The organism is Pantoea sp. VS1, assembly GCF_002207995.1.
Lineage (GTDB): Bacteria > Pseudomonadota > Gammaproteobacteria > Enterobacterales > Enterobacteriaceae > Pantoea > Pantoea dispersa.
The window spans coordinates 1-15,325 of record NZ_NHZE01000052.1 but is presented as its reverse complement, the minus strand read 5'-3'; the positions used below and the strand labels follow the sequence as shown (position 1 = coordinate 15,325).

Annotated in this window: 14 protein-coding genes; 3 read left to right on the top strand and 11 right to left on the bottom strand. The window is 55.5% G+C overall.

Annotated features, from left to right (window positions below; translation table 11 throughout):
* Positions 1-235: 235 nt before the first annotated feature.
* From tcyN to CBW22_RS20640, 7 genes are all read right to left on the bottom strand, one after another.
* Positions 236-988, bottom strand: coding sequence for an L-cystine ABC transporter ATP-binding protein TcyN (gene tcyN, locus CBW22_RS20670; RefSeq protein ID WP_021509905.1), 753 nt, complete (start codon positions 986-988; stop codon positions 236-238).
* On the bottom strand, positions 985-1,653 hold the full coding sequence (gene tcyL, locus CBW22_RS20665) for a cystine ABC transporter permease (RefSeq protein ID WP_058757420.1): 669 nt from the start codon (positions 1,651-1,653) through the stop codon (positions 985-987). The genes tcyN and tcyL overlap by 4 nt, the downstream gene beginning before the upstream one ends.
* Positions 1,653-2,453, bottom strand: a complete 801-nt coding sequence (gene tcyJ, locus CBW22_RS20660) for a cystine ABC transporter substrate-binding protein (protein WP_021509903.1) — start codon at positions 2,451-2,453, stop codon at positions 1,653-1,655. The genes tcyL and tcyJ overlap by 1 nt, the downstream gene beginning before the upstream one ends.
* A gap of 148 nt (positions 2,454-2,601) precedes the next feature.
* Entirely contained in the window at positions 2,602-3,588 is a 987-nt protein-coding gene (locus CBW22_RS20655) for a D-cysteine desulfhydrase (protein WP_088517814.1), read from the bottom strand.
* A gap of 131 nt (positions 3,589-3,719) precedes the next feature.
* Positions 3,720-4,223 (bottom strand): flagella biosynthesis regulatory protein FliZ, encoded by a 504-nt coding sequence (gene fliZ / locus CBW22_RS20650; protein WP_031280184.1) that lies wholly within the window; start codon positions 4,221-4,223, stop codon positions 3,720-3,722.
* A gap of 49 nt (positions 4,224-4,272) precedes the next feature.
* Positions 4,273-4,995, bottom strand: coding sequence for an RNA polymerase sigma factor FliA (locus CBW22_RS20645; protein WP_021509900.1), 723 nt, complete (start codon positions 4,993-4,995; stop codon positions 4,273-4,275).
* 143 nt (positions 4,996-5,138) lie between these two features.
* Positions 5,139-6,107 (bottom strand): HNH endonuclease signature motif containing protein, encoded by a 969-nt coding sequence (locus tag CBW22_RS20640; protein WP_088517721.1) that lies wholly within the window; start codon positions 6,105-6,107, stop codon positions 5,139-5,141.
* A 320-nt stretch (positions 6,108-6,427) separates the two neighbouring features.
* On the opposite strand from CBW22_RS20640, the gene rfbA reads away from it, so the two are divergent.
* The 3 genes from rfbA to rfbD are packed head-to-tail and all read left to right on the top strand — an operon-like array spanning position 6,428 to position 8,710.
* Positions 6,428-7,294 (top strand): glucose-1-phosphate thymidylyltransferase RfbA, encoded by an 867-nt coding sequence (rfbA, locus tag CBW22_RS20635; RefSeq protein WP_088517720.1) that lies wholly within the window; start codon positions 6,428-6,430, stop codon positions 7,292-7,294.
* Between the two features lies 1 nt (position 7,295).
* Positions 7,296-7,844: a dTDP-4-dehydrorhamnose 3,5-epimerase gene (rfbC, locus tag CBW22_RS20630; protein WP_021509897.1), complete on the top strand. Its 549-nt coding sequence runs from the start codon at positions 7,296-7,298 to the stop codon at positions 7,842-7,844.
* The gene (gene rfbD, locus CBW22_RS20625; protein ID WP_088517719.1) at positions 7,829-8,710 is read left to right on the top strand and encodes a dTDP-4-dehydrorhamnose reductase; all 882 of its coding nucleotides are present in this window, start codon (positions 7,829-7,831) and stop codon (positions 8,708-8,710) included. The genes rfbC and rfbD overlap by 16 nt, the downstream gene beginning before the upstream one ends.
* Before the next feature lie 32 nt (positions 8,711-8,742).
* On the opposite strand, the gene CBW22_RS20620 is transcribed toward rfbD, so the two are convergent.
* From CBW22_RS20620 to CBW22_RS20605, 4 genes are all read right to left on the bottom strand, one after another.
* Positions 8,743-9,894: a DegT/DnrJ/EryC1/StrS family aminotransferase gene (locus CBW22_RS20620; RefSeq protein ID WP_088517718.1), complete on the bottom strand. Its 1,152-nt coding sequence runs from the start codon at positions 9,892-9,894 to the stop codon at positions 8,743-8,745.
* 184 nt (positions 9,895-10,078) lie between these two features.
* Positions 10,079-13,591, bottom strand: coding sequence for a glycosyltransferase (locus CBW22_RS20615; protein WP_088517717.1), 3,513 nt, complete (start codon positions 13,589-13,591; stop codon positions 10,079-10,081).
* A 170-nt stretch (positions 13,592-13,761) separates the two neighbouring features.
* Positions 13,762-14,694, bottom strand: a complete 933-nt coding sequence (locus CBW22_RS20610) for a flagellin N-terminal helical domain-containing protein (RefSeq protein ID WP_088517716.1) — start codon at positions 14,692-14,694, stop codon at positions 13,762-13,764.
* Positions 14,695-14,933: 239 nt separating this feature from the next.
* Positions 14,934-15,325 (bottom strand): flagellin (locus CBW22_RS20605; protein ID WP_254919550.1); only part of this gene is annotated, 392 nt, incomplete at its 5' end.

Sequence of the window (15,325 nt, the reverse complement as noted above, 5' to 3'; positions counted from 1 at the left end):
TGACCGCCCGGCGGGTTAGCCGTGAATAGCTGTTATTTAAGCATTCATGGCATAATTTGACGGTGCGCCGCGCACGTAATGCCGCGTGGAAATTAAGAACATTCCGCAGCGGAGTAAACCAGCATTAATTATATCGCCGGGAAATAAATTTATTAATGCGTCAAAAAGGTAAGCGCGATATTTAATATTTTGCTAGAGGAAAAATAATTCGGGCCAGCGAACCGGCCCGGAGAGATTATTGATTGAGAAACTTGTCGAGAAATTGCCGGGTGCGTGCCTGCTGCGGATTGCTGAACAGCGCTTTAGCCGGGCCCTGCTCCACGATACGCCCCTGATCCATAAAGATGGCGCGATCGGCGACGTCGCGCGCGAAGCTCATCTCATGCGTGACGATCACCATGGTGCGTTTCTCCTGCGCCAGCGCGCGGATGGTGCTGAGCACCTCGCCCACCAGTTCAGGATCCAGCGCCGAAGTTGGCTCATCGAACAGAATCACCTGCGGACGCATCGCCAGCGCCCGGGCAATCGCGACGCGCTGCTGCTGACCGCCGGAAAGACGGCGCGGGAAACTCTCTTCCTTACCGTGCAGACCGACCTTCTCCAGCAGCGTGCGTGCGCGCGCAATGGCTTCCGCCTTCGCTTCGCCTTTGACGATCACCGGCCCTTCAATGATGTTCTCCAGCACCGAACGGTGCGGGAACAGATTGAAGTTCTGGAACACAAAGCCGACCTGCTGGCGCAGCTGCCGCACTTTATCCTTCTGCTTATGCAGGCCGAGGCTGGCGTCGATGCTGATGTCACCGACTTTGACCTGACCGCTTTCCGGCACTTCCAGCAGATTAATACTGCGCAGCAGCGTGGTTTTGCCCGAGCCGCTCGGACCGATGATCGCTACCACTTCGCCGGGCGCGACATCGAGGTCGATACCGTGCAGCACCGTCTGGCCGTGAAACTGTTTCACCAGCTGACGCACTTCAATTGCACTCATCTTGCCTCCCGATCCTGACGATTGACGTGCGCTTCCAGCCGGTTTTGCAGCGCCGACAGCACCGTAGCCATCACCCAGTAAATTAGCGAGGCCGCCAGATACATGGTGAACACTTCCAGCGTGCGCGAGGTGATCAGCTGCGCCTGCCGGAACAGCTCCGGCACCTGAATGGTGGCCGCCAGCGAGGTATCTTTCACCAGGCTGATAAAGCTGTTACCGAGCGGCGGCAGCGCGGTGCGCGCCGCCTGCGGCAGAATAACGCGACGCAGCGTCTGCCACGGCGTCATGCCGATACTGGCGGCCGCTTCCCATTGACCACGCTCAATAGCCGCAATCGCGCCACGCAGCGATTCCGAGGCATAGGCCGCGGTGTTGAGCGACAAACCAATCATGGCTGACGGAATCGGGTCGAGCTCAATGCCAAACTGCGGCAGACCGTAGTAGATCATAAACAGCTGGGCAATCAGCGGCGTGCCACGAAAGATCGACACATAAAAACGCGCCAGCCAGTTAACCGGCCAGAAGCGTGACAGGCGCATCAGCGCCAGCACGAAGCCGAGTATCAGGCCGAAGAACATCCCGCCGATACTCAGCTGCAGCGTGAACAGCGCGCCCTTCAGCAGAAAAGGTGCTGAATCCAGCACCAGCTGTAAACTTTCCTGCATTATTTCGTGACGTCCGCGCCGAACCACTTCTCAGACAGCTTGCTCAGCGAGCCATCTTTCTGCATGTCGGCAATGGCACCATCAATCGCTTTCAGCAGCGATTCATTGCCTTTGCGCAGCGCCACGCCCGCTTCCAGACGGGAGAACGCCGGGCCAGCCACCGCCATGGTATTGCCGGTTTTCTTCACCAGATCCAGCGCGGCTAAGCGATCGACCAGAATGGCATCAACGCGGCCTGAACGCAGATCCTGATATTTGGTTGGGTCATCGTCATAGGTACGGATATCCACGCCTTTAACGTTGTCGCGCAGCCACTGCTCATAGTTAGAACCGAGACCCACGCCGACTTTCTTGCCGGACAGATCTTCCGGTTTGGTGATGGAGCCCGCGTTCTTCTTCAGCGTCAGCGCCTGCACGCCGGAGATGGTGTACGGCGTGGAGAAGTCATACTTCTTCTTGCGCTCGTCGGAGATGGTCACCTGGTTGATCACCACGTCGATACGTTTGGAATCCAGCGAGGCCAGCATACCGTCCCATTTGGTTGGTTTAAGATCCGCTTTCACGCCAAGGTGTTTTGCCAGCTCCTGGGCAAACTCGACTTCAAAACCGGTCAGCTTGCCGTTTTCATCCTGGAAGCTGAACGGCGGATAGGTGCCTTCCAGCCCGACGCGCAGCTCACCTTTGCTCTTGACCTGCGCCAGCAAATCTTCTGCCGCAAAGCTTTTTACGTTCACGCCCGCCACCAGTGCGACCGCCATCATTCCCATCACCAGCTGGCGACGAATCGGAGAGAAAGCCATGTTTACCCCATTATTGTGATGTGTTGTGTGCTTATGGTTGATTAACGCACATTTTGGGCGCGGCGCTTTATCTCGCAATAAAGGGTGCCGCTCCGGCATGTGCTCTTTGTAATAACCGCTGGATTATAAACCTTTTTTTGCTGCTGTCTCATACCGAAGGATGATAAGCAAATAACGCCGGTGCGCCGCCGGTATGCACAAACAGCAGCGGCCCTTCCCGGCGGAAACGGTTCTGGCTGATGCCATCGATCAGACCCGCCATCGCTTTGCCGGTGTAGACCGGGTCGAGCATAATGCCCTCCAGCCGCGCCAGCAGGCGCACTGCTTCCATGCCTTCGTCATTGGGTTCGCCGTAGCGCGGCGCAAAATAGTCATCCCACAGGGTTACCGGCGCACGCGCTTCCAGCTCCAGCTGCTGTGCCAGCGCGCTGCGAATGCGCTCTACCACCGGCAGTTGCGCCTCGATCTTGCGCGACACCGTCACGCCCACCAGCTCGCTATTCGGCAGCAGTTGTTCCAGACCGACCGCCAGCCCGGCATGCGTCCCGGCACTGCCCGACGCCACCACCACCGCAGCGAAATCCACCACGCCTTCGCTTTGATGGGCGATCTCCTGCGCGCATTCGACGTAGCCGAGCGCGCCAAGCGCATTCGAGCCGCCCACCGGCACAATGTAAGGCCGGAAGCCCTGCGCTTCCAGCCGTTCCGCCTGCTCTGCCAGCTGCTGCGGTGGATTGTGCAGCGCATCAACCATCACGACCTCGACATCCATCAGGTCCAGCAGCAGGCGGTTGCCGTTGCTCAGGTAGTTGGCGGCGTCGGTGCCAATCGGGTTCTCCAGCAGCGCTACGCACTTCAGGCCCAGACGCGCCGCCACGGCTGCCGTCTGGCGCACGTGGTTGGACTGAATCGCGCCGGCGGTCAGCAGCACATCGGCGCCTTCCCGCAGCGCATCGGCAGCGAGAAACTCCAGTTTACGCAGCTTGTTACCGCCCAGCGCCACCGGCGTGACGTCATCACGTTTAATAAAGATATCGCGTCCGAGGTAATCAGACAGGCGTGGCAAATGCTCTAACGGCGTCGGTGCGCCAAGCAGTTCAAGACGGGGAAACTGGTTCAGAAGATGTAAGGACAATGCAGCCTCCATTCGGGCAATGTGCAGTTATCCTTACAGTGTTGCAGAAGATGAGAAAAGTCGCATCCGGAATTGATCTCGACGCGCCCCGGTTGCTGGCATGCTCACCAGTAACCGGGGCTGAATCACCCTTAGCCGCGCTGCCAGCCTAAGAACTGGTCATATTTGCGCAGTGCAATACGGTAGTTATTGTTGCCCGCATCGGGCAGATCGTTTTGCAGACACTCATGCCAGCTGTTGCCCCGTAACCTTTCTGCCGGGAAATTTTTCGCTTTCAGCATGTCATCAAGACGACGCAGACGCACCACATATTCACGAATGGTACTGTGACTCATCTCGGTCTGCTCAAACAGATATTGTTTGAACGCCATGATATCGAAGTAATTCGGATGGGTATTACAAAAAATATCGCTGCAGAAACGGCACAGCGCCGTCAGTTCCGGCTGGAGTTTCATCCATACCTGATCGTCAATCATCTGGTCCATGCGTGCGATGGCCTCTTTATTGATGATCTGGCCGCGGAACACTAACGCCATACGGTCTAAAACTTTGCCACAGTGTGAACAGTTGCTTTGGCTGTGTTTGTAGTCTTTAAGGTAGCGACTTAACGGTCTGGCTTTAACTTTGGCTCCCATTGCTGAGTCCCCGGTTTTTTTATTTTTGGTTCCCCAGGAACTGAGTCTGTTAGCGCGCTCCCGTCAAACGGGCCCGCAGGCGTTTGATCGCCTGACTGTGCAACTGGCTGACGCGGGATTCCCCCACTTCCAGCACCGCGCCAATCTCTTTCAGGTTCAGTTCTTCCTGGTAGTACAGTGTGAGCACCAATTTTTCGCGTTCAGGCAACGCCTCAATCGCTTCAATCACGCGTTCACGCAGGTTTCCTTCCATTAACTGATGCAACGGGTTGGCTTCCTCATGCCCCTCCGTGACCAGTTCCGCACTGTCGCCGTGTTCTTCCCGATACTCGTCGTACGAGAAAAGCTGGCTGTTATTGGTATCCAGCAGAATCTGCCGGTACTCTTCCAGCGAAACATTCAACCGCTCAGCCACTTCCTGCTCGGTAGCCGCGCGCCCCAACGCTTGCTCTACCTGATGCATAGCGCCGGCCACCTCGCGCGCATTACGACGTACGCTGCGTGGTGCCCAGTCGCGGCTGCGCAGCTCATCCAGCATTGCGCCCCGGATACGCTGCACGGCGTAGGTGGTAAAGGCGGTGCCCTGCAGCGCGTCATAGCGCTCCACGGCATTCAGTAAGCCAATACCACCGGCCTGCAGCAGATCGTCAAGCTCAACGCTGGCTGGCAAACGCACCTGCAGGCGCAGCGCTTCATGCCGCACCAGAGGAACGTAGCGCTGCCAGAGCGAATGTTTATCCATCACGCCATCGGCGGTATAGAGATCGTTCACGTTGACTACCCTGCGTTAATAAAGTTATCGGCATGATTATCCAATTCTGTAGCGGTTTCGATTGGCAGAATAGGCAGGCAAAAGCGAGGTTATTTCAAATTTGTTATGGATGGCGGTGGATCGCACCGCCATTGTGCGCAGGTTCAGCGCAGATTACGCAGCCGCTGCCTTGTGCCAGGCGGGACGGCGTCCCACAGCGCACAGGTTTTGCCCTCAAGCGCCTGATAAAAAGGGCTAATGGACTCGTCGCATTCCAGCGCGGAATTAAACAGCACCTGACCGGTTTCTGCGTCAATGCTAATCATTTTGTTGATAAACAGCCGCTGCAGGTCGCTGCGCAGGAACAGGCCGTTGTCGACGCTGTTATCCGCCAGAAAGCCCTCTTCATTCTCCTGGGTGTCGATATGGCAGGCTTCCACCCACGGCCAGCTGTGGCGCTCGGTTAAGCGCGTGCCGGTAATAATGCAGGCACCATAGCGCGCTTTCACCGCCGCGCTGAACTCCGCCTGGCTGGCGCGCTGGAACACTTTCGCCTTGACGCGCCGCCCCACTTCGGTACCCGGCATTACCGCGCTGGGCATTTTCTGCTGCGGCGTGCTGAGCACCACTAAAAACTGGATCTTGCGCGACAGCGGGAAACAGGGATGCGCCTGCGGATCAAACAGCTGCCAGTACTCATCCTCTTCGGTCTGACGCATCAGCACCAGCTTAAAACCGCGGCTATTGAGCAGGTTTTGCGCTTCCGCCGAGCGGGGATCGAGCATCGCGTACACCCGGGTTTCGCCGATCACTTTCCAGCGTCCGCTTTTACGCGCTTCATCGTTACGACGAAAATAGAGAAACGCCTGCTGGTTTTTAAGGTAATGCTCGAAGCGGCGCAGGTAGTTTTTGCGCTCGTTATCGTCGGAGACGAACAGCAGATCCTCCAGCGGACTGTTCAGCTCCTCCTGCGCAAACAGCGCGCGGATCACCAGATTGCGGTAGCTGGTTGACGGGCTGAGCAACCCGCGGGCGGTGAGCTCCTTCTCCTCCGGATGCTGCTGCGCATAGCGCAGCGCGATCTCATCGAAGGTCAGTTGCTCACCCGGTAACAAGTCATAATTGAAGCGCATAGACACCCCAGAAACAGGAAAAATAGAGCGTAAAAATTGGAATGATTCTGAAGAGGGTTATCGGCAGCTCTCACCCAGGCTGTAACAGGATGGTTACTTTTTTGAGGTTATGATGCGCAAGGGGAAATCGTCTGCCGCACAACAGCCCAATTTGATTTAGCTCAGCAGGAATGCCCACGCGCTGCTTTTCTCTCCTTCCGCTTATCCCCGGCAATGCCCGCTTTTTTATCGGTTATTCGCGCCATCAATTATTCCTGCGCGCTCGTATGCTCACAGCATGACTCTGTGGAGAGCAGAGACGCGTAATAAGGAAGGCAATGATGAAAGGTATAGTGCTGGCGGGCGGGACAGGTTCCCGTCTGCATCCTGTAACCTGCGGCGTATCGAAGCAGCTGTTACCGGTTTATGACAAACCGATGATTTACTATCCACTTTCGGTGCTGATGCTGGCAGGCATTCGTGACATCCTGGTGATTACTACCGCTGAAGATCTGGCGGGATTCCAGCGTTTGCTGGGCGACGGCAGCCATTTCGGCGTCAATCTGCAGTTCGCGGTGCAGCCATCGCCCGATGGCCTGGCGCAGGCGTTTATCATCGGTGAGTCTTTTATTGCCGGTGAGCGCTGCGCATTAGTGCTGGGCGATAACATTTTCTTTGGGCAAAGCTTTGGTAAAAAGCTCGAAGACGTGGTTGCGCGCCCTCAGGGCGCTACGGTATTTGGCTATCAGGTGATGGACCCCGAGCGCTTCGGCGTGGTGGAGTTTGATAAGCAGTTCCGCGCGCTTTCCATTGAAGAAAAACCGCCACAGCCAAAATCGAACTATGCCGTCACCGGCCTCTATTTTTACGATAAAAACGTCTGCGCCATGGCGCGGGAAGTTCGCCCTTCTCCCCGCGGCGAGCTGGAAATTACCACCCTCAATCAGATGTATCTCGACGATGGGTTGCTCAACGTCGAAGTGCTGGGACGTGGCTTTGCCTGGCTCGACACCGGTACCCACGAGAGCTTACTCGAAGCGTCACACTTCATTCATACCATTGAAAAGCGCCAGGGCTTCAAAATTGCCTGTCTGGAAGAGATCGCCTGGCGCAAGCGCTGGATTGGCAGCGAATCGCTGCTGAAGCGCGCCGCTTATCTCGGCAAAACGCAGTATGGTCACTATCTGAAGATGCTGGTGGAGGAGTGAGATGGAGGTCATCACCACGAAAATTGCTGATGTCAAAATTATCCAGCCTAAAGTGTTTGGCGATGCCCGCGGCTTCTTCCTCGAAACCTTTGAGAAGCGGCGTTATCAGCAACTGCTGGATATCGACCTGGATTTTGTGCAGGACAACTACTCCCGTTCAGCGCGTAACGTGCTGCGCGGGCTGCATTTTCAGAAAACCCAGCCGCAAGGCAAACTGGTGCGCGTGGTACGCGGCGCGGTATTTGACGTTGCCGTCGATATCCGTGCGGATTCGCCCACCTTTGGCCAATGGACCGGGCTGGAGCTGTCTGAAGAGAACAAAACCCAGCTGTGGATCCCGCCGGGTCTGGCACACGGTTTTGTGGTGCTCTCCGAGGTCGCTGACTTCGAATACAAATGTACTGATTACTACAACCCACAGGATGAAGCCTGCCTGATGTGGAATGACGCTGAAATTGCGGTGCAATGGCCGGTAGCGACGCCTCTGCTATCGGTAAAAGATCAACAAGGACTCTCCCTGCAGGAGTTAGTGCAATGCGCGTTTTGTTAACCGGTGCTTATGGCCAGCTTGGCCGTTGTTTACTGGATCGGGTGCCGGCAGAGTGGATCCTGCTGGCCTGTGGCTCTGCCGAGTTAGATATTACCGACCGCCCGGCGGTGGAACGGGTGGTGAAGAAATTCCGTCCCGATGTGATCATCAATGCCGCCGCGTATACCGCGGTCGATAAGGCTGAAACCGACCGTATCCGCGCCATGAAGGTCAACGCCATCGGCCCGGAAAATCTCGCCATCGCCGCTCACCAGCAGGGCGCCCGCTTGATTCATCTCTCCACCGATTACGTGTTTGATGGCAGTAAAAAAACGCCTTACACCGAAAACGATCTGCCCTGCCCGATTAATTTCTACGGCCTGAGCAAATGGGAGGGTGAGAAACGCGTATTCTCCGTGCTGCCGGACGCCGTAGTGATTCGCACCTCGTGGGTGTTCAGTGAGTACGGTGCAAATTTTGTCAAAACCATGCTGCGGCTGGCAGAAACCCGCAGCGAAATCAGCGTGGTGAACGATCAGTTCGGCTGCCCGACCTATGCCGGCGATCTGGCACAGGCGATTATCACCCTGGCATCCCGCGCGGAAGCCGCTGGCGTTTATCACTACTGTGGCGATGTGGCGGTCAGCTGGTGCGAATTCGCCCAGGCGATTTTTGTGGCCGCGCAGCGGGATGTGCTGGTGAAAGGGATTGGCAGTGCGCAATATCCGATGGCGGCGGCAAGGCCGGCAAACAGCGTATTGAATACCGCGCGGATAGCGGCGCTGGGGGTTGAGGCATCGGACTGGCAAAACCGCGTGCAATCCGCCTGCTTAGCCGGTGATTCAGCCACCGTTCAGCCCGTTCCTGACATCACCGCCCTGCAATAAATATAAAACAAGGCGTCTCAGACGCCTTGTTATTATCCCACCAGAGGTAACGCGCGGCTTGTTAGCTTTTGCTCAGCCAGGCGGTGAATGATTTGCACAATATTTTCAACTTCGGCCAATGCTAAGCCAGGATAGACCGGCAAACATAACACGCGCTGAGACATTTGTTGTGCAATCGGTAAGGCCGCTTCATCAGCGCTAGGTAATCCACGATACATCGGGAAACTGGTGATCAGCGGATAGAAATAACGGCGGGCAATAATGTTGTGCTCACGCAGATGCGCATAAAGCTCATCACGACTCAGCGGAAAATCTTCCGTTACCATCACCGGCAGATAAGAGTAGTTCCATTCAACATCAGCCGGAATATGCGGCAGCGTAATGCCATCGATTTCCGCGAGCAAATCATAATAGTGCGCCTGAATACGCGCCCGCTCCGCTAATGCCTGGTCGATGTGCTTTAACTGCAGCAGGCCAAAGGCCGATTGCACCTCGTTCATCTTGCCGTTAATGCCGGTCGCCACAATGGTGGTTTCATCTGCAAAGCCAAAATTCTTCAGGTAATCGATGCGCTTTTTGGTTTTAGCATCCGGGCAAATAATTGCGCCACCTTCAATGGTATTGAAAACCTTCGTTGCGTGAAAACTTAAAATCGACAAGTCACCATAATTCAATATGCTGTTGCCGTTTTTACGTACGCCAAAGGCGTGAGCCGCATCGTAAATGACTTTCAGCCCGTACAGGTCAGCGATGCGCTGAATATTCTCCACGTCGCACGGATTGCCGTAGCAGTGCACCGGCATAATGGCTGTGGTTTGCGGTGTAATGGCCTGCTCTATTTTGGAGGCATCGATATTACAGCTTATCGGGTCGATATCGACAAACACCGGGGTTAACCCATTCCACAACAGAGAATGCGAGGTGGCGACAAAAGAATAAGGTGTAGTGATGACTTCACCGGTAATACGCAGCGCCTGCAGCGCAGTCAGCAACGCCAGCGTGCCGTTGGTAAATAAGCAGAGATGCTCAACACCTAAATAGCGTGCCAGTTCCTGTTCAAGTTGCTGATGGAAGGGCCCGCCGTTGGTCAGGACTTTATTCTGCCAGATCTGTTCAAGGTAAGGCATGAACTCTTCCAGCGGTGGCATAAGCGGGCTGGTTACATACACAGGTTTATTATTCATAATCGTTCACCTCAGCAGAGTGCCTTTTCACACCAACCCACCTTTGAAGGTTGATAGCCGGGTCATTCCCTGCAGAACAGGTATTCGCCTCAGCCAGTGATGAGGCGGTGAATGACCGCAGAGTGTGGTGTTATCCAGATAGATTGAAACTGCATTGACCCGCTGCGGTGCAGCAGGTCAAAAATTAACGCTTCAGCGTCCAGGCTTGTGACCAGCTTTGCAGGTTCTCGCCTTCCAGCATCCAGTCCTGGCGAATTTCCTGCTGCAGCCTGGCGCCCATTTGGGCACTCGCTGCGGGGTCCAGCAGATGCATATTGATGGCGTCCACCCAGTCTTTGTGGCGGTTCTTCACGCGCGTGACGGTTAAATCACCGCGATAACACGCCACATCACTGCAAATCACCGGAATGCCGCAGGCACCATATTCCATCAGGCGCAGATTACTTTTACAGGTGTTGAAAAAGTTATCTTCGACAGGCGCTAACGCCAGGTCGAGATTAAGCGAAGCCAGTTTGGCCGGATAACGCTCAATTTCTACGCCGTGGTGATATTCATGAATAAAAGGCCGCAGCTTTGGCGGGCACATGCCAAAAAATACCCATTCAACGTCATTAGCAAAATGGCGCACTACATCGACAATCATTTCCAGATCGCCGGTATGACTGGAGCCCCCGGCCCAGCCAACGCGTGGTTTTTTTCCCTGATTGCGCAGCGACTGCAGCTTGCCCCACCAGTCATGCGAAAGACGGTTTTTACGCACCACAATATCGTGGTGCATATCCGCGAACGCTTCGGCTAGGGGTTCGGTGGATACGACAAAGCGATCCATATAACTCAGGCTGCGCCGCATCAGTTTTTTAACATCGTTGCCAAACTGTGAGCGATGATGATTTTTGAGCGGAATATTGGGCAGGTAGTCGTCGAGCTCATAAATTTTGAACGCCTGCGTATGCTTACTGACTTTCTCCAGCCATTCATGGAACTCGGCGTCAATCCGACGCTGGAAAATCAGGCTATCGGGCGCGAAGCGATTGAGCTCGGCAACATTTATCAGCGTGGAGGAGAGTTTGCCATCCACCAGGCCGGCATCGCGCATCGCCTCATAGGGCTTGATGATGCGATAGTAACCACAACCGGCAAAATCAGCCATGAAAGGCATAACCACCGGCAATGGCCGCCACGAAAGCGGACGCCATGTCAGTTCGCTGTCGGAGGACACGCTAAAGTTGATGTTATTGAGCGTCAGGTTGGGGTTATACGCCGGATCCTGGGTCACGATGGCCTGCCATTTCTGCAGCTGACGATCTTCTTCCTGGCTTCGACTCTGCGTGTCGATCGTCAGTTCAGGATTAACCTGCCGCAGCATACGCACGTACGGTGTCCAGACCGTCATCAACCCGGCTTCGCGCACGCGCAGACAGAAGTCGACATCGTCGAAATGCTGCAGCGTCTCATCCAGACCCTCAACGGCGCGAAACACCTCGGTACGCACCATCATCAGATCGCCTGACACCGCGCTGTAGTTCTGGTCGGCTTGCAAACGCGCCATGTGTCCCGCGGTTTCATGGCTCTCACCATAGAACGGCTCACCTACCAGGCCGTTAATCCCCAGCACATAACCGGCGTGGCGTACCTGACCATTTGCGTAGATTTGCCGGGCGCCAACAATAGCGACTTCCGGACGTTGTGCATGGTTAAGCAGGTTTTCCAGCCAGCTGTTATCAAGCATGGCCAAATCGCTACTCAGCAGCAGCAGGTAATCGCCTCTGGCCACAGCGGCGGCGGCATTGACCATTCTGGCGCGATGAAAACCGCCCTCAATCTGCAATGTGCGAATGCGTGCCGGGTCGATCTCAGCGATACCGCGCAGCCATTCGTCCTGGGCGGCACTTCCGCCCTGAGCAGAAACCAGGAGCAATTCATAATTCTGTGAGGCGGTTTTTTCCATCAGCGAGGTGACGCAACTCACCAGGTTCGCCAGGTGATTACTCACCAGGACGATGATGGAAACCGGGGCCGACTGCGGGTGACTATAATGCAGCTGATACACATTGTGTGGGCTCAGGCTGACATCGGCCTGTGCGTAGCCGCGGTGCTGCAGGTGGGTGCGGATAAGGGCGCGCTCTTCATCCACCGGCTGTCGTAATGAGGCGGTCTGCACTAACGGCTCAGCCAGATGCCCAATCACATTAAAAGGCTGGCTTTCGATGGTGCGCAGAATCACGTCCAGTTCAAAACAGCCCGGCCAGTGCGTGGCAAACCCGCCAGTCTGTTGCAAAAATTCGCGGCGGAACAGCCAGTGGCAGGCCATTCTCGATGGGTTACTGAGCAGCAGGTCAAGATTAAAGTCAGGGCGGAAGGATGCGCCAACCGGACGGCCATTGACCGGATACACCTCATCGGCATAAATCAACTGGCAATGACCGACCTCCGGCAGCACCGTTCCCAGCGCCTGCAAACCTGAGGTATACAGTTGACTGCCGGCCCGTAATACTATCAGCCAGTCGAAATGTCCCTCTTTGGTCAGCGTGTTGAGCGCAGCGACTACCTGATTGTCGCGCACATCAATACGCTGCACAGAGGCCGGAATAAACGATTGATACGGTGCCGCCAGCACCACCGGCTGCAGGCTCAGGCCGGCCACAGCGACATCCAGGCTGGCCTGTGTCAGCAGCCACTCGGTCTCAGTCGCGTCGCGCACATCAATCACCACGGCAATACGTGCGACCGGCTGACTGGCAAGATGCTGTGCAATCAGCTGTTGTTCGATGGGCCGCAGTGTGCGTTGACGGAACCACTCGGCAAAATGGCTCTCTACCCGCGCATTCTGCAGCGCCGTTGTCAGGTCAAACGGCTGGAAGTCCTGCTGGCTGCGCAGCGTGGCGTGACGAATCCAGCCCTGCGGCAGCTGCTCATCATACCAGCCCAGTTTTTTGATCTCTTCCGGAAAGCGCTGGTGAGACTGACTGGCAATGTTGCCATCGAGGCGCGCTTCCTGACTGGTTTGCTCACGCGAGATACGAATCTGCGCCAGCACCTGCGGTGAATAGACCAGATGACCATGACGTAGCAAGCGCAGGTAAATCACCAGATCGGCAATGAACGGTAATCCTTCATCGATCAACGCATGCAGCTCGCGCGGCTCGTCTACCAGCTTGCGCAGCGCCGCGCTGCGCACCAAAACGGCACTGGGTTCCCCGATAAAGTTGTTCAGGAAATCAGCCTGCCAGCGGGCCATATCCTGACCATGAAAAATCGTGTCTTCTAATACCGGCGATACACTGTAAATCTCGTCTGCCATCGCCTTACCGACGGAATCAATGCGATTACGTCTGGCTGTCGCCATCACCGCTTGCGGTACCTGCGACAGCGCCGCGACTAATTGCGACACGGCCTGCGGCAGAAGTACATCATCATCATAAAGGAATTTTACGTATTCGCCTTTGGCGCGACGTATTGCCTGACTGAGGTTGGCGATTTCGCCTAATGCGGGATGATGATGCTGGTAATAGATGGGAAATTTACTGTTTACCTGATACGCACTGACAATATCCTCGATTTTTGCATCAGGACAATCATCGCCAATGATGATTTCACAATGAGGGTAATCCTGTGCTAATGCACTTTTCAGCGCCAGTTCAAACCAGGTGGCTTTATAAGCAGGGATGATTATGCTTACCAGTGCGTTCGCGTTCATTGTCGGTTGTATCCTCAGCCTCGGCGATAACTCACGTCTGTGTGACGTCTCTTTCAGCTCAGAATACGCGGCGCGCCCGGAAACAATCGCGCCATTATCCAGTAAAAAAGCGGTTAATCCCGCCCATAAAAAAGGCCCCCAGTTGGGGGCCTGATCTGCGTAAGAAAAAATTAACGCAGCAGAGACAGCATGGTCTGTGGCACCTGGTTAGCCTGCGCCAGCACAGAAGAACCTGCCTGCTGCAGGATCTGCGCGCGCGACATGTTCGACACTTCTGTCGCGTAGTCAGAATCCTGAATACGGCTGCGTGCAGCTGACAGGTTGTTTACGGTGTTGTTCAGGTTGGTGATGGTCGACTCAAAGCGGTTCTGTGAAGCACCCAGCAGGCTGCGCTGTGAGTCAACAGATTTGATGGCCGCATCGATGTCTGCCAGTGGTGTGGTACCAGAAGCTGCACCAGACGCGCCGCCGGTGACCGCGCCTTTCAGCACGTCAAAGCCCACTGCTTCAGTAGAGCGTGCGGTACCGTTAACGGTATCGCCGGAAGCCATCGCACGGGTGTTCAGTGCGGTGCCGCTGGTGCCCGCTTTCGCCAGGTTGTAACCATCGCTGGCGCTGATGGTGATGGCGATGGTTTCGCCGTCTTTTGAACCCACCTGGAAGCTGTAGTCGGTAGAGCCGGAACCGGTGTTCAGCACTTTGATGCCGTTGAAATCGGTCTGCGACGTTACGCGGTTGATCTCTTCCATACGCTGGTTAACTTCAGCCTGGATGGAGTCGATGTCTGAGGCCGAGTTCGAGCTGTTCTGCGCCTGCACGGTCAGGTCACGCACACGCTGCAGGTTGTTGTTGATCTCGGACAGCGCGCCTTCAGCGGTCTGAGCCAGTGAGATACCGTCGTTGGCGTTACGGGCAGCAACGGTCAGGCCGTTGATGTTAGAGGTGAAGCGGTTAGCAATCGCCTGACCTGCAGCGTCATCTTTTGCGCTGTTAATACGCAGACCAGAAGAGAGACGCTCAATAGCGGTACCCAGAGAAGCCTGAGACTTGGACAGGTTGTTCTGAGTCGTCAGCGACAATGTGTTGGTATTAATCACTGCCATAGCAAGTTTCCTTTATTAAGAGAGATAATTCAGCCCTTCAGGCCTGCGGTTCAACACCGTATTAAAGTTATCGACAGGCTGCGCAAAAACTTCACTCTTTTTAATATTGATTTTGTCGTCTTTGCAGAAAAAAAATAGATCTTAATAATCAGAAAATTAGCAACGCCGCTGTGGCTACCCTCTTCCGGAAATAAAAAAAACGGAGCCAGCTGGCTCCGTTGAAGTCTGCGTGTTTACGATTAACGCAGCAGAGACAGCATGGTCTGTGGCACCTGGTTGGCCTGCGCCAGCACAGAAGAACCCGCCTGCTGCAGGATCTGCGCGCGCGACATGTTCGATACTTCTGTCGCGTAGTCAGAATCCTGAATACGGCTGCGCGCCGATGACAGGTTGTTCACGGTGTTGTTCAGGTTGGTGATGGTCGACTCAAAGCGGTTCTGTGAGGCACCCAGCAGGCTGCGCTGTGAATCGACGGCTTTGATAGCGGAGTCGATGTCTGCCAGAGGCGTGCTGCCGGACGCTGCGCCAGACGCGCCGCCGGTGACTGCGCCTTTCAGCACGTCAAAACCAACGGCTTCAGTAGAGCGCGCGGTACCGTTAACGGTATCGCCTGAGGTCATCGCACGGGTGT